Genomic DNA, 24,606 nt, shown 5'->3' with positions numbered 1-24,606 from the left:
ATTTAAGCATATTACCATCCCATTGAGATATTTGATTGCCACAGGTTTCATCTTTTGCTCCTACTACAAATACCTTGCCTCTAGGCACACAAACTCTTATAGTACTTGTTTTTAACCGAGCTATCTTTCTTTTTAAATGTTCTACATAACGCTTTTTATTATGAACTAAGAAACGAAGATGGTTTAGGTTAGTATTTTTATATTTTAAAGAAGTGGACAAAGGCATTTTACAGCTAGTTCGGGAATTTTGCCAATTAGGTACCTTTTTTCCTTTTACTTTTTTAGTTTTAGCGTAAAATTTATTGGTTTGTTTAATTAGTTTTGTTTTACGTTTTAACCAAGTCTGTGCTGAATATAATTTACCTTTTAGTTGTTTTATATAGTCTTTTCTACACTCAATTGCTGAACCTACTTGTCCTTGGGCGTCTGCTATTATTCCATTGGCGTGACGCTTTAAAAGTTGGTATTTATTTTGTAAGTAACTGTTCCATTTTGATTGGTCAAACTTTACTTGATTTAACCATTTCTTTTTGATGGGACAATAATAACCTAGACAATTTATTAAATGATTTACTGTTTCACAAACTGCTTCTCTATAAATAGGCTCATAAGCTGTTAAAAACATCTCAAAACTAGTAAAGCCCAAAGCATTTAACTCGTTTATTGGTGTTGGCAATCCTTTGACATAACTTAGGGTATTAGATTTTTTTATCACCATCATAAACAACCACTTAAGTACTAAGATTATATCATTGCTAAACAATAGTTAGTCTATATTTTCTCTAGTAGCGCACTAAACGACTTATAATCAAGGGGTAAAACACAGTAATTATGTCTCAATTATCCCTTTGTCTCTAATTGTCACCGACTAAAAATTACTCATTATTGCTATTTAGCTAATCAAATGAGCAAGTTTTAGCAGTAATGAGTAGATATTTTTCAACTGTTTTTAGCCCCGGCGTTTAACCTGTTGATTGGTAACTTTTTCTAAGCGTGCCACGGTATCTGCGTCAAGAACGCTGTTTTGACTAGCAACTTGGGCTTTATAAGCTGATACTCTCTTACCTTTACTAGCCTCTTCTAATTTAGAGTCAATTAATCCTTTTACTTCAGGATGCTCCATGGCGCCTCTAGCTTTAAGAGATTTGAGGTTATTAATCACCTCACTAGGAGTCATCGAGTTAATTAAAGCCACTAAGACGGTAGGAGTGAGTTGTTTAACAGCACCAATAGCGATAGTATAGGGAAGTTTAAACTCTACAATCAAGCGTGCTTGTTCGTTGGAGCTTTCAGCTTTAGCCAGTTGTTTTAAGGCATCGGCTAGAGAACCTACGGGAGGTTGGTTACGGAATAGTATATCGTTGGCCCGTTCACCAGGTTTAATATGCAAAGAGGCATATAAGTGTTTTATCGCTTTACGTCCTCGCAAGGCGGCGCGGTCAAATTGTGCTGGATTACCTTCTCTTACTTTGAGATACTGTTTCACTGCTGTTCGTGTGGAACGGGGTACTTTGTTGCAGTGCTGTTTCATAAAGTCAATAATCCGCGCTACTTGGTAGGGTGGTAATTTTTGTAGTAATATAAAACCTGCGTCTCGATGTTCTGGTAATGTACTGGTTAACAGGTGGGCAATAAATACTTCTTGGTGATCCCGTACATCTCCATTTTTTTGATACCAAACCCCTAAATGTCCGTAAAATATTGGATCTAGTTCCACCATTAGTTGGTGAATTTCTGCTACATCTTCTAGTTTACGGTGAGGAGTGGTCAGCAAACTGTTTAACATTTCTAAACGCAAGTCTCGCTCTGCGTTGTTCATCTTCTTTTCTCCTCAATTTCAAAATATTGCTCTTGTTTATTGAGTGAATGTAATAGCTAGGCCGAGTCTGCGATCGCCATTGATTTTGTAGCTAATAATAAATCCCCTCTCCCTGCTCAGAAGCTCCGGTGCTCCCTGCTTTTCCTCACCATTTTCTTTGTCAAGAACGAAACAGCCCTGGACCCGTAAGGGGGTATCTCGTGCAAGTTAAAAAAGCTGTTGTTTCATAGCAGGATTTGAACCTGCGACATTCTGATTAGCAGTCAGACGCTCTACCACTGAGCTAGTATGTAAGCTTTTTGAGTTGGGGCACGAGATTAATAATATTTATGGCGTACAAGTCAATAAAGCTTTAAGTTTATTAAAGCTGCTCTACCAAATGAGCTACATCCCCATAGTGGGGATGGTGGGACTCGAACCTACTACCCGCATTATGTATGTAAGCTTTATTAGTTAGGATACGCTCAATAACAGTGATGAATTAGGGTAACTCGTGAAAGTTAGAAAAGCTGTTTGTTGTTGATTTAGCAGGAATCGAACCTGCAAGGGGCTGATTTTAAGTCAGTTGTCAATCCATAGTATGTAAGCTTTTCTGGTTAGGTCACGAATTTATATAATTCTTTTTACCCGTAGACGGCTTCAGGACGAATGACTATATCCCCACTCGGTCGATAGTCTACTACATAAGATGAGAGCTGGTTTTCACTAATATCTAAAAATCTTGATACTTTGCCCTTCACCTTTTTACTATTCATGCCTTTTCTTATATTTATTTGATTTTCTGTAACGTCGAAGGAACGACCTTCATATCTAATGTGTATCATCTTTTTCTCCTCTTTGAATGGAGTTTTGGTAAAGGGTGAAGTTTTTTTGCCTTTTGTTTTGTTCGTTTTTTTACTATAACATCTATTTTGAAAAAATGCAAGAATAATTTTATTTTTTTTTGCTATTTTTTTGTTTAATATAGTTATAGCTTTAATCTTAAACAAGGCAGGTTAAATTGTTAGTTATATCTGGTGTTTAACCAGTAATAACTAGCTTTTTCGACTAATTGTTATCTTTAATTTATAAGAACATCTTTAATGTCATTATATTTATTAATTTAGTTATGCCATATACTTCCTTTCCTTAAACTAAAATATTAAGGAATTTATTTATGACTTCACTATCTCTAAATATGAGTATTTAGAGCTATGTTCTTAAATTAAAGCATTAATCAATCGTTGATTTATTTAATAACTTTGATTGCTTCTTAGATTGAATTTCCTCTAGATAAGCTGTTTACTTTTTGAGTCAATTTTTACCTCAACGAGTTTTTAAACATGGTTATGTTAACACCATGCAATTAGCTGGCGTTACATTCAAGCTAAAAAATAAGGTTACAAACCCTGCTTTAAGGCGTGAAACGTATTAAAAACTACATTTTTTGTTTCAAGCTCATGATTAAAGGCTTGGGTATTTCCGAATTCCCAATTTTAGAGTTAACCTTTTCTTTTTTTTTAAATACTTTCTTAAATACAGTAGAAGCTGTATTTTCTCTAAATGCTAAATATTAGACTATCAATATTAAAGCCTAAATTAGAGCCTAAAGTGTAAGATGGCTGCTTTTTCAATCCTAAATTACTTATAGATTCTATTCTTACTAGTGTTTTTTTCGATTCTATTTTGATCATCTTTTCCTCCTCTTCATGGAGTTACCGTGAAAGTGCAGCTTTTTACTTTACTAAGCTTCGGTTACTGATTACTATTGATTTATGTATTTTTTACCATAACACAGTTTTTTTGAAAAAGTCAAGGAACAAAATTTGACTTTGCTGAATTATGGTTGATCAAGCTAAAATGTGCTGATACTCATATCTTGCATTACTACTTTTATACTAAATTATTTTAGTACAAAAGTACTGGTACTTTGCTCTAAGTATACTCAAATTTTAGGTATCAATTTGTAGGAAGAGATATTGCGAGCAGCGATCGCTGTTAATCCTTGTATTAATTAATTCTGTATAATATTTTGCTTTTTATAATTTGAGTTAACTATGAAACCTCTGTTACTGTTAATTTTAGTCATATTGACCTGGTCAAATTTCTTCGCTTTACCTGCTTTGGCTAAAAACTGTTATCAATATCAAGAACAGACAATCTGTATTACTAATATCGAAAGAAGTGCTAAATACTATTGGCAATACAAGGTAGATTTATCTATTGATGAAGATAAACAACGTAGAACAATTTACGATTGTCGTCAACAAACTAAGCGGGTAAAAAATCGGGATTTTATCAGTTTTAAGCCAGGAGATGTTGGTTATTTTATTTGCTCACTTTTTCAATAATAATGTCTTAATGCTTGTTTTATGCTACAAACTAAATAGGGTGCATCAGTATTAGTAGGGTGCGTTAGGGGGAAGCCCGTAACGCACCAGACATAATCTTGTAAAATCAACTAAAAAACCCTATAAACAAATTTTATGAATTCATCAGAGAATCTTAATTTACCGGAAGTATTAAAGCCTTATCGCCCTGCGATCGCCAATACTATAAAACCCTATATCAGAATAAACGCCACTCCAAATTCTACCCAATTGTGGCAAAGCAAGTTTGGTGGGTATCCCTATTTACCCAAAAATATTAATTATCCCACCAATAGTGAGGGAAAGTTGCTACAACTTTTAGCACAACTTAACTTTAGTGAGATTCCTCCCTTAGAGAATTTTCCCCCTCAAGGAATTTTGCAATTTTATATTGATGGCAATGACGATTTATACGGAGCAGATTTTGATAATCCAACTAATCAGGATGGTTTCAAAGTTCTCTATTTTGAGAAAATCGAAGAAAAAGATGATAATTTAGTGACAGATTTTAGTTTTTTGTTGAGACAAGACAAAGATCCTGCATACTCTCCACCATTAACTGGTGAATTTGCTCTAACTTTTAGTCATTGTTATTCACCCATAACTATAAGTGATGGAACTTTTGAGAAATATTTTCCTAATTTCAATGATGACAACTTACTAAAGCCCTACTATCGCTGGTTTGTTGATCAGGGTTTTTGGATCGAAGGCAGACAGCACCAGCTAGGGGGTTATCCTGATTTCACCCAAGAAGATCCGCGATTTAATCCAGATTACCAAGATTATATCTTACTTTTACAAATTGATTCAGACTATGGTTATCCTTTAGGACATGATATTTGTTGGGGGGATGCAGGAATTTGTAACTTTTTTATTAAACCTGCTAATTTAAAAGCTTTGGATTTCTCGGATATTCTCTACAATTGGGATTGTTGTTAATCTGTATTATTATCTGCGGGATCTAACAAGTAGCGATCGCTAATTGTGATGTTGATTAGCATAACAAAACGGCACTTATCAAGACATTAGTATCAAAATAGATGAGTAGGTTGGGTTGAGGTATCGAAACCCAACACCATCCCTAATTTGATCATTTATACCCAAGAACAAAACACTCCCCCACCTCAAGGCGTGAGAATGTTTTGTCTACAAAAGTTACATAAAATTAGGTTGATGGCGAATCAGATTCAAGTATTCTTCTCTAGTTTTTTGGTCTTCTTGAAAAACACCTAACATAGCGCTAGTTACTGTCCAAGAACCAGGTTTTTGCACTCCTCGCATTACCATACACATGTGGCTTGCTTCTAAGACTACTGCCACTCCTTGGGGTTCTAATACTGTTTCTATTGCTTCGGCAATTTGACGGGTGAGACGTTCTTGTACTTGTAATCTACGAGAGTACATCTCGACAATACGGGCCAATTTACTTAAACCAATAACTTTTTGATTAGGAATATAGGCGACATGGGCTCTTCCCATAAAGGGCAACATGTGATGTTCACACATACTAAAAAAGTCAATATCTCTGACTAGGACCATTTCGTTATGTCCTTCGTCAAATATCGCTCCATTTACTAAAACTTCCAGAGATTGGTTATAGCCTTGGGTTAAAAATTTTAAGGCTTCAGCTACTCTTTTTGGGGTTTTGAGTAGCCCTTCTCTTTGAGGATTTTCTCCTAAGTTTTCTAAGATAACCTCTACTGCTTCTGTGAGGTTAGTGGTTGCCTGTTCTGGATTTTCTAGAAGTTTAGATTTATTCTCAGAGTTATTCTCAGATTTATTCTCACCGTTGTAAACAATAGTACGGTCTGGTCTACTTTCTATTTCTTTTTTAGTTTGGTTTTGATTGAAAGCAGTAGATTTTGAGGGTGAGAAGTTAGATCCGTTAGAAGAAGCTATGGTCATAATTGTTGTTGATTTAGTTCGTCGTTAAATTTGGGTAAAATTTTTGGTGTTTATAGTGCTCCAGCACTCGGTGTCAGGGTGATTTCTTCAATCATTGCTCCTAGGGGTAGGGTTGCGGCTTGTAAAATTGATTGAGCTACAACTTCTGGAGTTAACATTAAAGAGCGATTTAAATCTGCCTTGACTGTTTCTGTATCCCATATAGGTGTGTTCACTGCTCCTGGTGATATAGTCATTACTCGTATACCATGAGCTTTTTCTTCAGCAGCTAGAGTTTTAGAATAGGTAATTAAACCGGATTTGCTAACTGCGTAAGCCCCCCAACCAGGAAAGGAGGAGTGAGCGGCAATTGATGCCACGTTAATTATGGTCCCCCCGCCTTGTTGACGCATTATGGGTACTAAAGCTTGAGTACACTGAAATACACTAGTTAGGTTTAAGTTTAAAATTTCTTGCCACTCAGACAGACTTGTTTCTGCTAGGGGATTGGTATAACCCATCCCAGCATTATTCACTAAAATGTCTATTGGTTGACATTCCGTGGCAATCTCTCTCATTTTTTCTTGAACATGTTCTATTTCTGCTAAATCCAGGCTATAGGCTTGAGCTTTCACCCCTAAGGCTTCTGCTTCTTTTACTACTGCCTCTAACTTGTCTAGAGAGCGACTTACAAGTACTATATTTATGCCTGAGCGAGCAAAGGCTATTGCTGTTGCTTTCCCTATGCCACTACTTGCCCCAGTAATTATTGCTGTTTTTTCTTGCTTTTTACTAGAATTCATGGTATGATCATAATTTATATTAGTTTTTACCATGAGTTGTTTTTAAATAACAGCAAGGGTTTTTGCCTTGACATTGTCTAGGGTAAACACAGTTGTTTGATTTGGTGTTTAAAAACATGAACAAAGTTAAATAGTTTGGGTTAGTTCTAGATTGGTGTCTTAACCAATTTATGATTGTTATTCTACTGTATCCAGGTGGATTTTCTACAGGGGCATCATTTCTCGTAGCTTTAATAAACCTATTAAATGAACCCCTCGATAATTATAGCATTGTTAGTTAATTTCACCAAAAATTCCTAAATTGCGAAACTTTTGATAACGCAATTCTTTTCTTTGTTCCCCCGTTAACTTAAGCAATTCCTCTAGGTTTTTGATTAAAGCTTCCTTGAGTATGTTCGCCGTGCCAATGGGGTCCCTGTGAGCGCTTTTATAACTTTCTGGCAGAATTGTATCAATAATTCCCAATTCTTTTAAGTCCGTGGCTGTTATTTTTAAAGCGTTACAAGCTTGTTCAGATTTACTTACATCTTTCCAGAGAATTGCGGCACAAGCTTCAGGAGTTGCTACAGTGTAAACTGAGTGTTCAAACATCAACAGGCGATCGCACACACCAATTCCTAAAGCCCCCCCGGAGCCTCCTTCACCGATAACTGTGGCAATAATGGGTACATCTAGGGTAAACATTTCTCTAAGATTATAGGCTATAGCTTCTCCTTGACCTAATTTTTCTGCTTCTACTCCTGCCCAGGCCCCAGGTGTATCAATAAAAGTTACAATCGGCATATTGAAGCGATTGGCGTGTTCCATCAAGCGAATTGCTTTACGATATCCTCCTGGGGAAGCCATACCAAAATTCCGCACTACATTATCTTTAGTATCTCGACCTTTTTGGTGGCCTATAATCATTACTGGGCGACCTTGTAAACGTCCTACTCCTCCTACTATAGCTGGGTCGTCGTATCCCGAGCGATCGCCATGTAGCTCTATCCATTCATCTGTGATCATTTGAATGTAATCTAGAGTACTTGGACGTTTTGGATGCCGAGCAATTTGTAATTTTTGTGCTGCTGTCAACGAGCCAAATATTTCTTCTCGTAAAGAATCAGCTCGTTGGCGTAAATCATTCACATCTTTTAAGACGTCTATATTGTTATCCCCTGCTAGGGTTTGAATTTCATCAATTTGTGTTTCTAACTCTAGCAGAGGTTTTTCAAACTCCAGAACAAAACCACGATTTTTTGATTTCGGCATTATTTTTTAGACTTTATTTTTTTGACTCCACAGAATAATTATTTCTAGGTTATTGGTTCAAACCCGTGTTTTCGGGAAAATTCCCCAATTTTGTCCATTTTTTCCACAGTTATCTGATTACGTCCCCAGGAAAAATTAGTATAGCACTGCTCAAACTCCAATAACATCGCTTCAGCGAAGCAAGCAAACATTTGACGGGCGGGAGTATCCATGCTGACGATTTCCATAATTTTCCAATTAATATCCAAAGAGTGCTCCACTATGCCACCTTTTACTATGGTAATTTCTGGATGCTGTATTTTTGTTCCCAAATTTTTCGGATAACCGCCATCAATAATCAAGCAGGGTTTAGATAATTTTTCTACATCAATATCTAAACTTTTCGGTATACTCGCTACCCATACAATAATATTAGCATTAGCCAAGGCTTCTTCTAGCTTAAGAATTTTCCCTCTGCCTAATTCTGCTTGTAAAGCTTTGAGACGCTCTTGATTACGAGCTACTAAGTATAAATCCGCCACATTGGTTTTTTTCTCTAACCACCGACAAATAGCGCTGCCGATATCTCCGGTTGCCCCCACTACAGCTACTGTAGATGAGGGTAAGTCTATGGCTAGTTTTTTTGAGATTATTTCTATTTGCTTAGCTATTACATAAGCTGTATGAGTGTTGCCTGTAGTGAAGCGTTGAAAATCTAATTCTACATTTCTTACTTGTTTATTCTCCCTCAGATTAAATTCTTCAAAGATAATCGAAGAAAAACCACCCAAAGCTGTAATTTGCAAATTTTGCTTTTGAGCTAAAGCCATGGCGTTTAGTATTTTTCTGATTGCCGCTTTGACGCGACGGTTTGCCAACATTTCTGGTAAAAAGAATGATTCTACATATTTTCCTTCTATAGTTTTACCAGTAATACTTTTGACTGTAAACTCATCTATTATTTGTGGTGGAGCTGAGCACCAAAAATCTAACTCTCGGGAGGCATCTTTGGGATAACCATATTGTTCAGCTACTGAACTTGCATATTCTAAACTGGTGAGATGACCAATAAGACCAAACATTTATAACTTAGACTCAAAAAAAAACTAAAGCTTTTAAAGATATTAACCAAAAATTGGTTAGCCTGCCTAGAAAACCACTAGAGTTTCTAGACAGAGAATTTCTACAAACTGTTTAAGCAGCTTTTAAACCATGGGATGACATTCTCATGATTTCACGAGTGTTAAACCCAATATTGCTCAAGGCTTCTCCATAACTAATCATAAAGTCTTCAACGAGAGCATCTTTTTCCATACTTAGAGTGGCTGCGTCTGCTTCTACTTGGTTAAGCATTTGCCAAACTAGGGGGAGATTTTCTTGGTTAGCTGTTTCAATTTCTGCCTTCACCGTGTCGAAGTGCTTTTTCAGCCATTCTTCTCCGAAATTCAGATGAGTATATTCATCTTGTACCACGTTTTCAGTAATTTTACGAGCAAAGGGATCTGCCACAGGAATATATAGGTGATAGGCTGCGATCGCAAACGCTTCAATAATCAAGCCTTGGATTACAAAACAGGTTGCTATTTTTCCCTCTGCTGCTGCCTTTTGAAAGTTTCCGTGTAATTTAGCAAAAAACTCTTTCGCGTAATCCATATCTGGATTTACTTCTAGATTGCGTCCACAGGATTGAAATCCTTTGGCATGACGTTTTTCCATTTTAGCTAAACGGATTAAATCTTCTTGGTTTTCTGGTAGCATTTCACCTAAGCTTATGTAATTGTTATAGGCTTCGTGTTCCCCTTCAATTACAATCCCGTTGATTCGACTGTAGGCATCTTTATATTTTGGATTATTGTAGTCCATTTCTGTACTCATAGTTAGTTCTGGCATAAGTTTTGTTTTTCTCCTGTTTTTTAGTTTTTTTGTTATGCTCAACTGAATCTTTAATTAATTTAGTTTATAGCTCTATTTCAATTCAGTTGTTAGCTTGATGACTAGAATCAGTCATCTTTTCCCCTGATTGAATTAAATCAAGGTCTTGGTGATGACTCTATAAGGACGGTCAGTTATTCTTTTGATGATTTGTGATCATAATAATATGTTTGAGAGCCAAAATAAACTTTTAACCTTAAAGATATCTTATTATAAGCATAATTGCTACTCTATATTAGATTCTTAAATCCTCTGTGGGAAAATCCGTCTCTAGACAAATTTCTAAATAAACACTAATCATCTGTTGAGCGATCGCCTGCCAACTATAGGTTTGTCTGGCTAATTGTTGGCCTTTTTTCGCTTTTTCAGCTCTTAATTCAGGATTATGAAGGGCCGTCTCTAGTTCCTTCGCTAAAGCTTCTACTTTCAACGGAATCACCCAACCTGCGTCTACAGCTTTGATAGCAGCAGAAATATAAACTTGTTCTGAGATTAATACTGGTGTGCCTACAGTCATGGCTTCAGCTACAGCAATGCCGAAATTTTCATAATAAGATGGCAAGACAAAAATATCAGCGTCTTGCAATAAAGCATATTTAAACTCCCCCTCTACAAAACCAGTTACGTGAGTACAATCAGCTAAAGATGATTGGCTAATTTTTTGTTTAATTCCCGCTTCATAGTCAGGATTTTGTGGATTACTCCCCGCTAAAACCCATTGAAAATCTTCTCCTTTTTCCTTGAGATGTTCTAAGGCACTAATCAGCAACTCTAAACCTTTTTTGGGATCTAATCTTGAAATGAATAAAATTAAATTAGAATCAGGAGCAATTCCTAACTGCTGACGTCCTCTACCTCTTGTGGGTAGTGTTTCTGGTACATTAACTCCTAGAGGAATAATTAAATCTTGGGTTTGACTGCCAAAACGTTCGGAGATTTCACATTCTTTTTCACTGGTAAAATGAACAGCAGTCGCATGAGAGAGATTATGTTTCTCCAACAACCAAGCATAAATTCGTTTCTGATACTTTTTTTTCTCTAAGTCCGCTGGGTCTAATGTGCCCAAGGGGCGTAAAATATAGGGTAAGTTTTTGAATCGAGCAATCATAGCCGCCGCAGTAGTTAACGGAGAAAAAAGAGCATGAATATGGGCAACATCGTAGTCATTGGCATTTTTAAACAGCCAATATAACAAGCTTGGAGAAAATTTATATCTTCTCCAGGGAAAACAGGAAAAATAGATGATATCATAACCATCTTGAGTAATAGATTTGCCGAGGGGAACTTCTAGGGGAGGTTGGCCCTTATCTCCATTACTATTAGTAGTTAAGATAGTTACTTGAATACTGGCCTCGGCTAAAGCTTTACTAAGACCCAAAACCATTTGACTTGGGCCACCATAAACTAAAGAAATAGAAGGAACAATTTGAAGAATACGCACGCTCGTTAAAACCAAGACTTTTTGGGTTAAAATACAGTTAGTTAAATCTATGTGCTTTCTTGAAGCTAAAACAAAAATTTTAAAACACCTCTATGCCGTTGAACATATTAATATTTTTTTTCATTTTATCGGAAATTATATATATTTTGCTATGTATAGCTTTATATAAACTTCAAAATCGCTTGATTTTTTCTCCTCAGGCAATTGTAGAAATTACCCCAGAAGACTTGGGAATAGTCTATGAGGATGTCTGGCTAGAAGTCAAGAACACCTCTGAGGAAAGTAAAAATTTGCTAAGGGAAAAATTTCACGGCTGGTGGCTACCTAATTCAAATAGTAATAATATTCTCTTATATTTACATGGTAATGGAGCAAATATTGGAGCTAATTTAGGAATTGCTAAAAATTATTATAAATTGGGATTTTCAATTTTGATGATTGATTACCGAGGCTACGGCATGAGTGAAAGCAAGTTTCCTACAGAAGCAAGAGTATATAAAGATGCTCAAGTAGCATGGGATTATTTAGTAGAAACTAGGGGATTTAAAGCCAAACAAATCTTTATCTATGGTCATTCTTTAGGGGGTGCTATAGCCATTGATTTAAGTGTGCGAAAACCAGAGGCGGCGGGTTTGATTGTTGAATCTTCTTTTACTTCCATTGAAAATGTAGTCAGTTATTATGGGGGAATTTACCGTTTCTTCCCCATTAGACTCATACTCAATCAACGTTTTGATACTTTGAGTAAGGTACCACTATTAAAAACTCCTGTTTTGTTTATCCATGGAAGTGAAGATAATATTGTTCCAACTTATATGAGTGAAGAGTTATATGAAGCGACTACTAGTCCTAAACAGTTAAAAATTATTCCTGAAGCAGGACATAATGATGTAGTATCAGTAGCTAGAGAAGAATATCTAACTACTGTTAAAGACTTTTTAGTTTTAGTCAAGGGTTTAGCCGCATCTTCTAGCTAGAATTGATGGCTGTTAACTTAGGAACAAGAATAACATCAGTATCGGTCATGGTTAAGTATCCAATACCAAGAAAGTCTCCAGAAGAACTAATAACTTTTACAGTAGAATTATCTAAAGTTGTGGAAGTATTGTTAAGGGATATCTTCTGTCCGTTACCCCAAGCAAAGATTAAATCGGGAGGGAGAAAAACAGAAGGAAGATTATCTAAAGCCGTAACTGGAGAAATCGGCATGAAAGTACCAGACTCCACCTGGGCGGCTAAATCAGTAAAACTGAGGCTATCGGTGAGAGAAAAACCACAACTTTGAGTACGAATTAAAGAAGCTGTAGTAGCACCGCAACCTAAGATATCACCTAAATCTCTGGCGATCGCCCGAATATAAGTACCCGGTCCACAGGCGATGGCCAATTCTACTTCAGGAAATTCTCCGGGATACCAGTTTAAAACCTCTATTTGAGTTACAGAAACATTTCTCACGGGCACATCCACTGTTTCCCCTTTTCTTGCTAATTCATAGAGTCGTTTTCCTCCAACAGAGATAGCACTATAGGCAGGAGGAATTTGTTCTATATTACCGATAAACTGGGGTAAAACTGCTTTTACTTGAGACAAAGACAGATGATTAGGGGATTGTTGCTGAATAATCTCTCCTTCTAAATCATCAGTAGTAGTAGTTACCCCGAAGCGTACTTTTGCTTGATAAGCTTTGTGAGTGGGTAAGTAAGAAAGTAGACGAGTAGCTTTACCCACAGCTATAGGTAAAACTCCGGTGGCAAGAGGATCTAGAGTACCACCGTGGCCTACTTTTTTGGTTTTTAATAACCGTCTTACCTTAGCTACACAATCATGGGAAGTTAAACCCGAAGGCTTGTTTAAATTGAGAAAACCGAGCATTATCTTGTTATAAAAAGTTAGCCGAAGGACAAGCTAGAGATTTTCCTTAGAAGCGATCGCCCCTGAGATTCTTTCAATTATTGTATCTACAGGAATCACGCCTAAATCACCCGAAGTTCGAGTCCGAATACTCAAACTATCACTCTCTACCTCTTGGGCGCCTACTACCGCCATCACAGGTATTTTTTGTTTTTCAGCATTACGAATCATTTTGCCCAGTCTTTCGTTACTAGTATCTACTTCTGCACGAATTCCTAGGGGGAGCATTTTTTTCATCACCTCTTGAGCAAAGTCTAATTGTACATCACTTACTGGTAGAAGGCGTACTTGTACTGGTGCTAACCAGAGAGGAAAATCTCCTGAATACTCTTCTATCAGAATACCAATTAGGCGTTCTAGAGAGCCAAAAGGAGCGCGGTGAATCATTACTGGACGTTCTCTTGCTCCTGATTCGTTTACATAATCTAGTTCAAATCGCTCTGGTAAATTGTAGTCTACTTGTACTGTACCTAACTGCCATTCTCTTTCTAAAGCATCTTGGAAAATAAAATCTAATTTTGGACCATAAAAAGCTGCTTCTCCTGGAGCTTCAAAATATTCCATTCCCAGAGTTTGGACAGCGCGTCGGATAGCTTCTTGGGCTTTGTTCCAACTTTCTATAGGACCAATATACTTATCAGATTCCGGGTCTCGAAAACTTAATCTTGCTTTAAAATTACTTAGCTTTAAACTTTTAAAGACACTAAGAATTAAATCAACAACATTCAAAAATTCTGCATCTAGTTGATTAGGAGTTACAAACAAATGAGAATCATCTACTGTAAACCCTCTAACCCTGGTTAAGCCTCCTAACTCTCCTGATTGTTCATAACGGTATACTGTTCCAAATTCTGCTAAGCGTAGGGGTAAATCCCGATAGGAGCGCAATTCGTTTTTATATATCTGAATATGAAAAGGACAATTCATGGGTTTTAGCACAAAACCCCTCTCTAATTGGGCTTCCTCCACTGATTCTGCCATCATTGGGAACATATCCTCTTGATATTTTTGCCAATGTCCAGAAGTTTTAAACAGGTCTACTCTAGCAATATGAGGAGTAACTACAGGCAGATAGCCTCGTTTTAGTTGTTCTTGCTTGAGAAAATCTTCTAAAGTAGAGCGAACAATTGTCCCTTTAGGAGTCCATAGAGGTAAACCTGGTCCTACGGAATCTGTAAATATAAATAATCCCAGTTCTTTTCCTAGTTTACGGTGGTCTCTTTTTAAGGCTTCTTCTTTTCTCCGTTGATATTCAGCTAGTTGTTCTGGAGTTTCCCAAGCTGTGCCATAAATTCTCTGTAGTTGGGCTTTATTGGCATCACCTCGCCAATAGGCACCCGCCACTGTTTCTAGGGCGATAGCTTTACTATTTATTTCCCCTGTTGTTTCTAAATGAGGTCCGGCGCACAAATCCCACCATTTTTCTCCTAGGTGGTAAATTGTGATGGGTTCTTCTGTGATATCTGCTAGTATTTCCAACTTATAGGGTTCATTAATTGTTTTGATGCGGTTTTCTGCTTCTTCTCTAGAAACTTCTTCCCTAATTACTGGCAAATTTTGCTTAATAATTTTGACCATTTCTTTTTTGATGGCCTTCAGGTCTGCCTCGGTGATTGGTCTAGAGAGGTCAAAATCGTAATAAAAACCGCTTTCTGTCCAAGGTCCGATTGTTACTTGGGCTTCCGGGAATAACTTTTGCACCGCCATCGCCATCACGTGGGAGCTTGTGTGACGGATTTTCTTGAGTGAATCTGATTCGCTGGTGCGGGGGAGTTTTACTTGATTTTCTTGATGAGGAGAGACGGTTTGCATCAGTTATTTTATTAGCGACATCAATACTTATTATACTCAGATTTAACTATTTTTCTCAAAAGTTTAATCTAGTGGATAGATTGAAATAATTAGCTTCTTGTAAATAATTCAGATAAATTATCTTTGTTGAGAGCTATTTTTCCTCTACCACTAGATTTTTTATGCTTTTAGATTTTCTATAGCTGCTTCTAAAGAAGGCTGAAGAGAGAGAAACTTTTCTAAACGTACTAACTTTACTGTTTGAGTTACCCGAGCGTTAGTTACAATTTGTAAACTTCCATTTTCATTTTGGGCAGCTTTCACAAGTTGTACTAAGGCACCTAACCCAGAACTATCAATAAAATCGATTTGAGAAAGTACGAGAATAATATGGATTGGCCCTTTTTTGATACAGTTTGAGACTACTTTACGAAAAGTCGGCTCAGAAAAAGCATCAAGTAACCCGGTTAATCGAAATATTTGGTAATTATCCTGAACTTCGCGAGTCCCTCTAAGACTGACTGTCAGGTTTAGTTGTTCTGCAATAATTGCCTCCTTGTAATCACATTCTTTTATGAAAGAATATAGCAGGCTTGGGCAATAAACAAGCTACCATAACTTTTGTTTACTGCCATCGCTACTGCTCACATAATAATTGCTTAACCTAATATTGTAGCTTAGGGTGACTCCTTAGCTACGCATTAACTCAACAAAACGCTCAAATAGATAATCAGCATCATGAGGACCGGGACTAGCCTCAGGATGGTATTGTACGGAGAAGAATGGTAAACTTTTGTGACGTAAACCAGCGACTGTGCGGTCATTGAGGTTGAGATGGGTAATCTCTACATCAGGTCCGATAGAATCGGCTTCTACGGCAAAACCATGATTTTGACTGGTTATTTCTACTTTTTGTTGTGGTTTTCCGGCGGGTTGATTTAAGCCTCGATGTCCAAACTTCAGTTTAAATGTTTTCGCTCCCAAAGATAAGCCTAAAATTTGATGTCCCATACAAATTCCAAAAGTAGGTTTTTCTTGTTTGAGTAACTCTTTAGTTAATTCTACTGCTTCAGTGACGGCGGCCGGGTCTCCTGGTCCATTAGATAAGAAAATACCATCAGGATTATATTTAAGAATTTCTTCTATAGGTGTGCTTGGAGGAACAACCACTACTTTACACCCGTAACTAGCTAAACGACGGAGAATATTTCTTTTTATCCCAAAATCAATGGCTACCACTGTTAATTTTTTCTGCCCATCTTCAGATTTAGTCTGACTAAATTCCCACTCTGAATTGGTATTTTCTTCCCATTCATAAATTTCTTGAGTGCTTACTTGTTTGACTAGATTTAAACCTGCCATGGATGGAGCGGCTTTTACTTGTTTTAATAATTTGCTTGGGTCTAATTCTTCAGTAGAGATTCCCCCATTCATAGCTCCTACAGAACGTATTTTACGAGTTAAAGACCGGGTATCTAAACCATAAATACCAGGAATTTGGTATTTACTTAAATAATCGGGTAAAGATGCAGTAGAACGCCAATTACTGGGACGTTTAGCAATATTTCGACAAATTACCCCTTTAACATGGGGACGGGTTGACTCTTCATCTTCTGGGTTAACTCCAGTATTTCCTAATTCAGGATAGGTGAAAATGACAATCTGACCTTCGTAACTAGGATCTGTCAGGACTTCTTGATATCCGGTGATGCCTGTATTGAAGACTACTTCCCCAATGGTAGTTCCTTGATGACCAAAGGAGAAGCCTTGATATGAGCTACCATCGGCTAAAACTAATAGAGCTGGTATAGCTTGTGATCTCGACATAAGTAATTTTTTTCTTCGTTATTTCATTAAGTTAGAGAATAACAAATATTAGATACAAAATATGAAATATATTAAGCTCTCAAGACAATTCTCCCCCTCTACTGATCAATTTTGCCCACCCTACATGATGATTATATTAATTATAGGAGAATAAGGGCGATCGCTCAACTTTGTATTTATAGAGTTTTTCTACACAGTTTTAAAGTTTAATAACCCTGGGTTGCCGGCATCTTCTTCTTTAAACATATTACGCACTAAGATTGCCCAATGTTCTCCCTGAGGTAAAGTAGACTGAGTTACTTGTATAGGTATCTTTAACTGTTTTTCTCCGGCGAAGTCTACAGAAAAGCGTTTTACTTCTCCTCCTCCCTGTAAATAGGATAAACAAGGGGGTAAACACACATTTAGAAGTAAACCTGGTTGATATTCTTCTAAAGTTACTGTTAGTTCAAAAGAATCTCCGGGTTTGTAGCCTTGAGTTAAACTAAAACTACGGTGTCTGGGAGGAAATTCTGCTTTTACTGGAATATTACAGCTAAACTGGTGCCAATCTTCAGTAATGAAGTAGGTGACTTCAGCGATCGCACACCCAGAAACCACCTCTATATTTTCTATTGTTTCTGTCTCTGTTCCTATCTTCACTTCTTGGTTATTTATTTTTATAGTTGCTTCTCCTGAGGTAATATTTTTAGCTTTTAATTCACTCATCAAGGCAATCATCGCTACAGAATCAACGGTAGAGTAGAGACGACCATTTTCATCTAAAGATTTGGCTAATTCATTAGCTGTAGCTAGAACTAAGTCTATATCCTGTAGGTTTTGTTGGGTTTCGTGCCTCAACCCAACCTACAGGTTAGAAATTGGTGGTAATAAATTTATAAATGTTGTTGAATATAGTAATTAATTATTGATATGATAGTTGAGAGAGAAAGTGCGATCGCTTTTTACTTAGACCAAAGCACGCAAGTGCAAAAGTACTAAATTGGCCAACAGGCGAGAATCAATTTTTAAGGGGTTAGGATCAATTCTTTAACTCATTACTCATTACTCATTACTTATTACTTATTACTCAACCACCACAAGTAACTTTTGATAAAGATGCTTTGGTGTGAGTTTAGTGGTTTCGGTGGGTTTTTTGGTTCAAAAAAGTAAGTATAAATACTTAAAAAAACTCATTACTTCTTACTTCAAAACTTCAAGACTTCAAAACTCAACCACTACAACTACTAATATAATGTTGGGTTTCGTGCCTCAACCCAACCTACAGGCTACCTTCTTACTTCAAAACTCATTACTTCAAAACTCATTACTCATCTAGCGGTGCGTTACGGGCTTCGCACGCTTCACACCCTACTCCCCCTCTCCCTGCTCAGAAGCTCCCTGCTCCCCTCTCCCTGCTCCCTGCTTTGAAAGGCAAAGATGCAAGATATGAGATAAGGGGGCGATCGCCAAAAGATCGCCCCCTTAAAGACTTATTTGTTCAAATTGATGAAACTAGCTTTCTGGTGGATCAGAAATTTTACAACTTAAATATCCAGCTTTTTCAGAAAGACGTAAATTCTCAGCATAATCAACTGGGCAATCAATCACCGCAGGCACGTCTTGGGCTAAAGCAGTTTTTAGAGTAGGAATTAAATCATCGGCAGATTCTACCCGATAACCTTTTAACCCCATACTTTCAGCAAACTTGACAAAGTCAGGATTAGTAAAATCAATAAAGTTAGATTCTCCAAATTGATTAATTTGTTTCCAACCAATCAATCCATAACCATTGTCGTTGAAAATCAAAGTAACAAAAGGTGTGCCGATTCTCAAGGCGGTTTCTAACTCTTGACAATTCATCATAAAACCCCCGTCTCCTGTTACAGCCACCACCTTTTGTTCAGGCTTAACCAATTTAGCAGCAACTGCGCCAGGGATAGCAATTCCCATGGCAGCGAATCCATTGGAAATAATACAAGTATTGGGACAATCACAGTGATAGTGTCGAGCCATCCACATTTTGTGGGCACCTACATCAGAAATAACAATATCTTCAGGCCCCATTACTTGTCTTAAATCGTAGATAATTTTTTGAGGTTTAATGGGAAAACCAGTATCATTGGCATATTGTTCATAGTTTTGAACAATCTCAGAACGTAAATTAGAGGCTATAGAAGGTTTCATTACTCGGCGCTCTGCTCTTTTGAGTAACTCCAACAGAGAATCAGAAATATCACCAACTATTTCTACTAAAGGTATATAACTACTGTCAATTTCCGCGGGATTAGCGGCAATATGAATTATTTCAATTTTACCGTCAGGATTCCACTTTTTCGGAGAGTATTCGATTAAATCATAGCCAACGGCGATTACTAAATCGGCACTCTCGAAGGCACAGCTAATATGATCTCTTTGTTGTAACCCCACTGTCCACAAAGCTAGAGGATGAGTGTAAGGAATTGCTCCTTTTCCCATAAAGGTATTAGCTACAGGAATTTGTAGTTGGGTGGCAAATTCTGTTAAAGCTTCAGCAGCATTATTTCTAATCGCTCCATTTCCTGCTAAGATTAGGGGATTTTTAGCCTTTGATATGGCTACAGCCGCTTTATTGAAACTGCGAAACGAAGCATAAATTTTTTCTCGTTCATCTTGACCTAGGGGAGTACCCTCTGCTTTCATTGCCGCAATATTCTCTGGTAAATCTATATGCACAGCACCAGGCTTTTCTGATTGAGCGATCTTAAATGCCTTACGAATTATTTCGGAAGTAGTGCTTGGGCGTACTATTTGTCTGTTCCATTTTGTAACTGGAGCGAACATAGCTACTAAATCTAGATACTGATGAGACTCTATGTGCATCCTGTCTGTCCCAACTTGTCCAGTAATTGCTACTAATGGTGCCCCATCTAAATTGGCATCCGCTACTCCTGTCATTAAATTTGTCGCTCCTGGACCTAGAGTTGACAGACAAACTCCTGCTTTACCCGTTAAACGTCCGTATACATCAGCCATGAAAGCGGCCCCCTGTTCGTGACGTACTGTAATAAAGCGAATTGAGGAGTTTTTTAAAGCTTGTAGTATATGTAGGTTTTCTTCTCCCGGTAGTCCAAATACGTACTCTACTCCCTCATTCTCTAAACATTGAACTAATAATTCTGCTGTGTTCAAATCCCCCATGCTAGTAACTCTCACATTTTTGTTTTTGTTTGATTGATATATTTCTTTAGCTTAACTTAAATCACTACTTTAGGCTTGCTCATAGTTTATGATACAAATAACTCTTTTCTTAACAAAAGTTAACTTAAAAATGGCTCAAGTTTAAAATTTCATGGAAAAACTTTAATTTTTTTTGCTAAAATTTAAGATAAATTAACTATTAAATCAGTTTATTAGAAGGAGAAACCATGGCAGGACTTTTTGGTTTATTTGGTGGTAAAGCCAAAGATGACAAAAATAAGGCGAAACAAGTAAAACCTAGACAACCACAACCCAGAAGAGAAGCTTTCTACTTAGATCCAGATGATGCTAAAACAATGGGTAATACTGAGTTTATGCGCAAACGGAATAAAATTAGAAGAACATTTCCTAAAACCAAGTCAAGGGAAGCAAGTGAGTTCGTTCAAGAAATCTCCTCTATAGATAAAATAATCGATAAAGTACCAAACAAAAATCAGTCTAGTTTTGAGAGTCAAACTACAACTAGTTTCTCTTCTACAAACAATACACAGCCTCAAGAAAAGAAAGAAGATACCAACTTTTCAGCAAAACGCCGTAGTGCTGACACAAGCATGGACTTTTTCCGCAACATGGCTAAAGATCTCAAAAAATAAGTTATATAGCCTTTTTAAGGCTGGTGAGGTACAGAGGTTATCCTTTTGAGGCAGAAGGCACCGAGGCACGGAGGCAAGAGAGTTAGGTACAACCTCATGAGTCCGAAAAATGTTATATAGGGTCTATATAACTAATAGGAGCGATCTCTACTATTTATAGCTCTATCGATTTTGCGTCTACAAATCAGTAGTCAGGATTGATAGAGTTATAGTTAGTAAGATTCTCTCGCGGGAGAGGAGAATTAGAAAATAAGAAAAAATTAAACAAAAAATTATGATATATTAAATCATGAATATGGCTTCAGTAGAAGCTTAACTTTTATTAAATATTAAAGAGTAATATTATTTGATGTTATTTACTCCAGAGAAAATTAAATTTGGTACCGATGGCTGGAGAGGTGTAATCGCGAAAGATTTTACCTTTGAGCGCGTAGCTAGACTAGCACCGATAGCAGCACAAGTATTAGCAGAAAACAATAATCAAAATTCACAATCTAGAACAATAATAGTAGGGTATGATCGCCGTTTCCTAGCAGAGAAGTTCGCTCAACTAGCAGCAGAAGCAGTACAAGCTTCGGGATTTGATGTATTATTAGCGAAAGATTATGCTCCGACACCTGCTCTGAGTTGGGCAGCAAAAGAATTTAAAGCCTTGGGAGCATTAGTATTGACAGCTAGTCACAATCCCCCAGAATATCTAGGTTTAAAGGTAAAAGGAGCTTTCGGAGGCTCTGTATCCCCTACAGTAACAAAAAAAATAGAAGCAATCTTAGCAGAAAATCCAGTACCTCAAACTAGTAATCCAGGTAAAATAGAATTATTCGATGCCTGGGAAGGATACTGTCAAGAATTAAGACCAAAAGTAAATATAGAAAAAATACAAGCAGCCTTAAACTCAGGAAAAGTTAAAGTATTTGCAGATGTAATGCACGGCGCCGCAGCAAGTGGTTTAGTAAGATTACTGGGAGAAAAAGTAACAGAAATAAATAGCAATAGAGATGCTCTTTTTGGAGGAGGAGCACCTGAGCCATTGCCACGTAACCTAGCAACGCTATTTAGGACTATAAAAGAAGCTAGAAGCAAAAACCCCAGTGAAGGGTTAATAGTAGGCTTAGTTTTTGATGGAGATAGCGATCGCATCGCAGCAGTAGACGGTGAAGGGAACTTTTTAAGCTCTCAAATACTAATACCTATATTAATAGATCACCTAGCTAAAAGGCGAGGGTGGAGCGGAGAAGTAGTAAAAACTGTAAGCGGCTCAGATTTAATCCCTCGTTTAGCTTCATTGTACGAACTGCCTCTATATGAAACACCAATAGGATATAAATACATAGCCGATAGAATGCTACAAAATCAAGTTCTCATTGGTGGGGAAGAATCAGGGGGAATAGGCTATGGAAATCATATACCAGAGCGAGATGCCTTGTTATCGGCTATGTACGTACTAGAAGCGGTAGTAGAATCAAATCTAGACTTAAGCGATTATTACCGTCAGATACAACAAAAAGTTGACTTTGTCTCAAGCTATGACCGCATTGATTTACCTCTAGCTAATATGACTGTTAAAGAAAAAGTCGCAGCCAAACTAGAATCAGATCCCCCAGATACCGTAGCCGGGCAAAAAGTGATTGACTGTCTTACCGTAGATGGCTATAAATTACGCCTAGCAGACCAAAGCTGGCTACTAATTCGCTTTAGTGGCACAGAACCTCTGTTGAGACTATACAGCGAAGCCGAAAATCCCACGAAAGTAAAACAAATATTGAATTGGGCGAAAGATTGGGCAAATTCTATACAATAAAATTAAATAATGAAAAACTTAGTAGTTGCCACTAGTAATCCGGGAAAACTGCAAGAAATGCAGGAATACTTAAATGATTGTGGTTGGGAATTAACCCTAAAACCCCCAGAACTAGAAATAGAAGAAACAGGCACAACTTTTGCAGAAAATGCTCGAATAAAAGCTAGTGTAGTAGCGAAAACCTTAAAAGAATGGGCAATAGCAGATGATTCAGGATTGAGTGTCAATGTGCTAAATGGAGCCCCAGGAATATATACAGCTCGTTATGCAGCAACAGATAAAGACCGTATTATTAAACTACTAGAAGAATTAGAAGACAAAAAAGACCGTAGTGCTGAATTTGTCTGTGTGGTGGCGATCGCCAATCCAAATGGTAAGATAATAATAGAAACTGAAGGTGTGTGTAAAGGAGAAATTACCACGGCACCCCAAGGTTCATCGGGTTTTGGATATGACCCAATATTTTATGTACCAGAATACCAGCAAACCTTTGCCCAAATGAGTCCCGAATTAAAACAACAAGTTAGCCATCGTGGACAGGCATTTAAGCAGTTACTACCTAAGTTATCTCAGATAAAAGCATAAATAAACAAAAAATCATGGAGGTGTAAAAAATCATCTCCTATCAATAATTAAACAATATGATTAATACCCAATCAACCATATCTCAACTACTACTAGATAGTTTTAGTGTAGATATGGAAATCAAAAATCAAGAGAAAATCCCCTCACAAATACCTGTTATAGCAGTAAGCAATCATCGCAGTTTTATGGATGCTTTGATTTTAATCCAAGCTTTAGATAAGCCCATAAGTATCGCTTGTCATCACTATTTAGGGCAAATGCCGATAATGCGTGAATTAGTTACTCAGGGACTTGGTTGTTTTCCTCTAGCTAAACCTGCCCAAAGGGCACGACAGTTTTTAAAACAAGGAAGCGAACTGTTAACAAATCAACAGTCTTTAGGAATTTTTCCCGAAGGTGCCTATCCTATGGTTAAATTAACTCCACCGAATCAACTAGGAAAATTTGAGCCCGGTTTTGCTCATTTAGCTTTTAAAGCACCCATAGAGAATTTAGCTGTATTACCAATTGCTATTTTTTCCTGTGCTGAAACTGTTAGTTGGACTTTTCCCCTCAAGTTTTTCCAGTTATTTGATCCTTCAGAAGAACTATTTAATAACTTAGAATTACACCCTGTGGTTGCTTATGAACAGGTGATTGTAGCAATTGGAGCACCTTATTGGGTTACGCCTCAACATCGTAGTGAATATCGCGGCCAAAATCGTAAAAAACTAGCTAATCAACTTAGCGATTATTGTTACCACGAGATTACACAATTGTTGAAAATATCGCCTGTTATAAATTGAGCGCTCCTCACAAGGGCGCAAGCCTTGCTCAGAAGCCTATGCTTTATAAGCAACTCACCAAACCCTTGTATAGCAGGGAGCACCGGAGCACCGGAGCAGGGAGAGGGCCTCAGAAGGGCGCAAGCCTTGCGCCCCTACTACTAATTGTCAGTTAAAAAGTAAACAAGCAAAAAAAGCGAGAAGCCTATTATAAATAGAAAAATATTGAGATAGTATTACTCTGATTTGAACCTAGGCTGTTATTGGCGATTGCCCAAATTAATGTAATGACATAATAAAAGTAATGAGTCAAGCATCCCTGAAAACCCAATGGCAATATTTAGAAAGACGCCCGCATCGATGGCGGCAACAACTCTACATCAAAGGTAGAAAACAAAGAGCTTTTACTTTGTGGATGAATATGATTGTCAACGAGATGACTCCCTCAGACGCTGCTGATAATTGGGATCTTCCCCTCGCTGCTATTCATGAAGTGATAGAATATTGTGAGACTCATCAAGAACTATTAAAGCAAGAAGCAGATATTGAACGTCGTAATTTAGAAGATCAAGGAATTCTAATTGAGCCTAAGACTACTCATTGACTCAGATCTTGCATCTTTACCCAAAGTTACTTGTGGTGGTTAAGTAATGAGTAA

Annotated in this window: 23 protein-coding genes and 1 tRNA gene; 8 read left to right on the top strand and 16 right to left on the bottom strand. The window is 37.3% G+C overall.

All coding sequences use genetic code 11. The features are described from left to right. The 4 genes from MW688_RS06125 to MW688_RS06110 form a co-directional block, all read right to left on the bottom strand. A partial coding sequence (locus MW688_RS06125) for a hypothetical protein (RefSeq protein ID WP_486735049.1) occupies window positions 1–721 on the bottom strand: 721 nt, incomplete at its 3' end. Between the two features lie 228 nt (window positions 722–949). Further along, window positions 950–1,819, bottom strand: coding sequence for a hypothetical protein (locus tag MW688_RS06120; protein ID WP_486735048.1), 870 nt, complete (start codon window positions 1,817–1,819; stop codon window positions 950–952). 223 nt (window positions 1,820–2,042) lie between these two features. Beyond that, window positions 2,043–2,110 (bottom strand) — tRNA-Ser (locus MW688_RS06115). Between the two features lie 332 nt (window positions 2,111–2,442). Further along, complete coding sequence (locus tag MW688_RS06110) at window positions 2,443–2,643, bottom strand: hypothetical protein (protein ID WP_486735047.1); 201 nt, start codon at window positions 2,641–2,643, stop codon at window positions 2,443–2,445. A 1,212-nt stretch (window positions 2,644–3,855) separates the two neighbouring features. Here MW688_RS06110 and MW688_RS06105 point away from each other — a divergent pair. Then, window positions 3,856–4,149 carry a hypothetical protein gene (locus MW688_RS06105; protein WP_486735046.1) on the top strand — a complete coding sequence of 98 codons (294 nt, stop codon included), beginning with the start codon at window positions 3,856–3,858 and terminating at the stop codon, window positions 4,147–4,149. A 135-nt stretch (window positions 4,150–4,284) separates the two neighbouring features. Then, window positions 4,285–5,106 carry a YwqG family protein gene (locus MW688_RS06100; protein ID WP_486735045.1) on the top strand — a complete coding sequence of 274 codons (822 nt, stop codon included), beginning with the start codon at window positions 4,285–4,287 and terminating at the stop codon, window positions 5,104–5,106. 216 nt (window positions 5,107–5,322) lie between these two features. Here the strand turns inward: MW688_RS06100 and folE are convergent, their stop codons facing one another. The 6 genes from folE to hpsP form a co-directional block, all read right to left on the bottom strand. Continuing rightward, window positions 5,323–6,072, bottom strand: a complete 750-nt coding sequence (folE, locus tag MW688_RS06095; protein WP_486735044.1) for a GTP cyclohydrolase I FolE — start codon at window positions 6,070–6,072, stop codon at window positions 5,323–5,325. Window positions 6,073–6,122: 50 nt separating this feature from the next. Next, a complete protein-coding gene (locus MW688_RS06090) occupies window positions 6,123–6,854 on the bottom strand; it encodes an SDR family oxidoreductase (RefSeq protein ID WP_486735043.1) in 732 nt (243 codons plus the stop codon). A 273-nt stretch (window positions 6,855–7,127) separates the two neighbouring features. Continuing rightward, complete coding sequence (gene accA, locus MW688_RS06085) at window positions 7,128–8,105, bottom strand: acetyl-CoA carboxylase carboxyl transferase subunit alpha (RefSeq protein ID WP_486735042.1); 978 nt, start codon at window positions 8,103–8,105, stop codon at window positions 7,128–7,130. 44 nt (window positions 8,106–8,149) lie between these two features. Next, window positions 8,150–9,166, bottom strand: a complete 1,017-nt coding sequence (locus MW688_RS06080) for a long-chain acyl-[acyl-carrier-protein] reductase (protein WP_486735041.1) — start codon at window positions 9,164–9,166, stop codon at window positions 8,150–8,152. 112 nt (window positions 9,167–9,278) lie between these two features. Then, window positions 9,279–9,974: an aldehyde oxygenase (deformylating) gene (locus tag MW688_RS06075; RefSeq protein ID WP_486735040.1), complete on the bottom strand. Its 696-nt coding sequence runs from the start codon at window positions 9,972–9,974 to the stop codon at window positions 9,279–9,281. A 277-nt stretch (window positions 9,975–10,251) separates the two neighbouring features. Further along, a complete protein-coding gene (gene hpsP, locus MW688_RS06070; protein ID WP_486735052.1) occupies window positions 10,252–11,457 on the bottom strand; it encodes a hormogonium polysaccharide biosynthesis glycosyltransferase HpsP in 1,206 nt (401 codons plus the stop codon). Window positions 11,458–11,603: 146 nt separating this feature from the next. On the opposite strand from hpsP, the gene MW688_RS06065 reads away from it, so the two are divergent. After that, complete coding sequence (locus MW688_RS06065; RefSeq protein WP_486735039.1) at window positions 11,604–12,434, top strand: alpha/beta hydrolase; 831 nt, start codon at window positions 11,604–11,606, stop codon at window positions 12,432–12,434. Here MW688_RS06065 and truB read toward each other — a convergent pair. From truB to MW688_RS06035, 6 genes are all read right to left on the bottom strand, one after another. After that, a complete protein-coding gene (truB, locus tag MW688_RS06060) occupies window positions 12,427–13,329 on the bottom strand; it encodes a tRNA pseudouridine(55) synthase TruB (protein ID WP_486735038.1) in 903 nt (300 codons plus the stop codon). The two genes, MW688_RS06065 and truB, sit on opposite strands and share 8 nt — an antisense overlap. Before the next feature lie 33 nt (window positions 13,330–13,362). Further along, complete coding sequence (thrS, locus tag MW688_RS06055; RefSeq protein WP_486735037.1) at window positions 13,363–15,180, bottom strand: threonine--tRNA ligase; 1,818 nt, start codon at window positions 15,178–15,180, stop codon at window positions 13,363–13,365. Between the two features lie 159 nt (window positions 15,181–15,339). Continuing rightward, complete coding sequence (locus tag MW688_RS06050) at window positions 15,340–15,687, bottom strand: STAS domain-containing protein (RefSeq protein WP_486735051.1); 348 nt, start codon at window positions 15,685–15,687, stop codon at window positions 15,340–15,342. A gap of 162 nt (window positions 15,688–15,849) precedes the next feature. Continuing rightward, window positions 15,850–16,986 (bottom strand): glutamine-hydrolyzing carbamoyl-phosphate synthase small subunit, encoded by a 1,137-nt coding sequence (carA, locus tag MW688_RS06045; RefSeq protein WP_486735036.1) that lies wholly within the window; start codon window positions 16,984–16,986, stop codon window positions 15,850–15,852. 189 nt (window positions 16,987–17,175) lie between these two features. Then, the gene (locus MW688_RS06040) at window positions 17,176–17,826 is read right to left on the bottom strand and encodes a hypothetical protein (protein ID WP_486735035.1); all 651 of its coding nucleotides are present in this window, start codon (window positions 17,824–17,826) and stop codon (window positions 17,176–17,178) included. A gap of 654 nt (window positions 17,827–18,480) precedes the next feature. After that, window positions 18,481–20,145 carry an acetolactate synthase large subunit gene (locus MW688_RS06035; protein WP_486735034.1) on the bottom strand — a complete coding sequence of 555 codons (1,665 nt, stop codon included), beginning with the start codon at window positions 20,143–20,145 and terminating at the stop codon, window positions 18,481–18,483. 227 nt (window positions 20,146–20,372) lie between these two features. Here MW688_RS06035 and MW688_RS06030 point away from each other — a divergent pair, with 227 nt between their 5' ends. From MW688_RS06030 to MW688_RS06010, 5 genes are all read left to right on the top strand, one after another. Continuing rightward, a complete protein-coding gene (locus tag MW688_RS06030; protein ID WP_486735033.1) occupies window positions 20,373–20,798 on the top strand; it encodes a hypothetical protein in 426 nt (141 codons plus the stop codon). Between the two features lie 349 nt (window positions 20,799–21,147). Beyond that, window positions 21,148–22,599: a phosphoglucomutase/phosphomannomutase family protein gene (locus tag MW688_RS06025; protein ID WP_486735032.1), complete on the top strand. Its 1,452-nt coding sequence runs from the start codon at window positions 21,148–21,150 to the stop codon at window positions 22,597–22,599. A 9-nt stretch (window positions 22,600–22,608) separates the two neighbouring features. After that, the gene (rdgB, locus tag MW688_RS06020) at window positions 22,609–23,184 is read left to right on the top strand and encodes an RdgB/HAM1 family non-canonical purine NTP pyrophosphatase (RefSeq protein WP_486735031.1); all 576 of its coding nucleotides are present in this window, start codon (window positions 22,609–22,611) and stop codon (window positions 23,182–23,184) included. Window positions 23,185–23,240: 56 nt separating this feature from the next. After that, window positions 23,241–23,969 (top strand): lysophospholipid acyltransferase family protein, encoded by a 729-nt coding sequence (locus MW688_RS06015; protein ID WP_486735030.1) that lies wholly within the window; start codon window positions 23,241–23,243, stop codon window positions 23,967–23,969. A gap of 283 nt (window positions 23,970–24,252) precedes the next feature. Beyond that, complete coding sequence (locus MW688_RS06010) at window positions 24,253–24,552, top strand: hypothetical protein (RefSeq protein ID WP_486735029.1); 300 nt, start codon at window positions 24,253–24,255, stop codon at window positions 24,550–24,552. Window positions 24,553–24,606: the final 54 nt, after the last annotated feature.

The sequence above is a fragment of the Johannesbaptistia floridana genome (genome assembly GCF_057440575.1).
The sequence above is the reverse complement of the archived record's forward strand: the minus strand, read 5'-3'. Positions and strand labels throughout refer to the sequence as shown.

What these genes read in the sequence shown, in the direction of transcription:
- MW688_RS06120 (WP_486735048.1), bottom strand. Translation starts at nt 1,819, where the DNA reads ATGAACAACGCAGAGCGAGACTTGCGTTTAGAAATGTTAAACAGTTTG.
- MW688_RS06110 (WP_486735047.1), bottom strand. Translation starts at nt 2,643, where the DNA reads ATGATACACATTAGATATGAAGGTCGTTCCTTCGACGTTACAGAAAAT.
- MW688_RS06105 (WP_486735046.1), top strand. Translation starts at nt 3,856, where the DNA reads ATGAAACCTCTGTTACTGTTAATTTTAGTCATATTGACCTGGTCAAAT.
- MW688_RS06100 (WP_486735045.1), top strand. Translation starts at nt 4,285, where the DNA reads ATGAATTCATCAGAGAATCTTAATTTACCGGAAGTATTAAAGCCTTAT.
- folE (WP_486735044.1), bottom strand. Translation starts at nt 6,072, where the DNA reads ATGACCATAGCTTCTTCTAACGGATCTAACTTCTCACCCTCAAAATCT.
- MW688_RS06090 (WP_486735043.1), bottom strand. Translation starts at nt 6,854, where the DNA reads ATGAATTCTAGTAAAAAGCAAGAAAAAACAGCAATAATTACTGGGGCA.
- accA (WP_486735042.1), bottom strand. Translation starts at nt 8,105, where the DNA reads ATGCCGAAATCAAAAAATCGTGGTTTTGTTCTGGAGTTTGAAAAACCT.
- MW688_RS06080 (WP_486735041.1), bottom strand. Translation starts at nt 9,166, where the DNA reads ATGTTTGGTCTTATTGGTCATCTCACCAGTTTAGAATATGCAAGTTCA.
- MW688_RS06075 (WP_486735040.1), bottom strand. Translation starts at nt 9,974, where the DNA reads ATGCCAGAACTAACTATGAGTACAGAAATGGACTACAATAATCCAAAA.
- truB (WP_486735038.1), bottom strand. Translation starts at nt 13,329, where the DNA reads ATGCTCGGTTTTCTCAATTTAAACAAGCCTTCGGGTTTAACTTCCCAT.
- thrS (WP_486735037.1), bottom strand. Translation starts at nt 15,180, where the DNA reads ATGCAAACCGTCTCTCCTCATCAAGAAAATCAAGTAAAACTCCCCCGC.
- carA (WP_486735036.1), bottom strand. Translation starts at nt 16,986, where the DNA reads ATGTCGAGATCACAAGCTATACCAGCTCTATTAGTTTTAGCCGATGGT.
- MW688_RS06035 (WP_486735034.1), bottom strand. Translation starts at nt 20,145, where the DNA reads ATGGGGGATTTGAACACAGCAGAATTATTAGTTCAATGTTTAGAGAAT.
- MW688_RS06030 (WP_486735033.1), top strand. Translation starts at nt 20,373, where the DNA reads ATGGCAGGACTTTTTGGTTTATTTGGTGGTAAAGCCAAAGATGACAAA.
- MW688_RS06025 (WP_486735032.1), top strand. Translation starts at nt 21,148, where the DNA reads ATGTTATTTACTCCAGAGAAAATTAAATTTGGTACCGATGGCTGGAGA.
- rdgB (WP_486735031.1), top strand. Translation starts at nt 22,609, where the DNA reads ATGAAAAACTTAGTAGTTGCCACTAGTAATCCGGGAAAACTGCAAGAA.
- MW688_RS06015 (WP_486735030.1), top strand. Translation starts at nt 23,241, where the DNA reads ATGATTAATACCCAATCAACCATATCTCAACTACTACTAGATAGTTTT.
- MW688_RS06010 (WP_486735029.1), top strand. Translation starts at nt 24,253, where the DNA reads ATGAGTCAAGCATCCCTGAAAACCCAATGGCAATATTTAGAAAGACGC.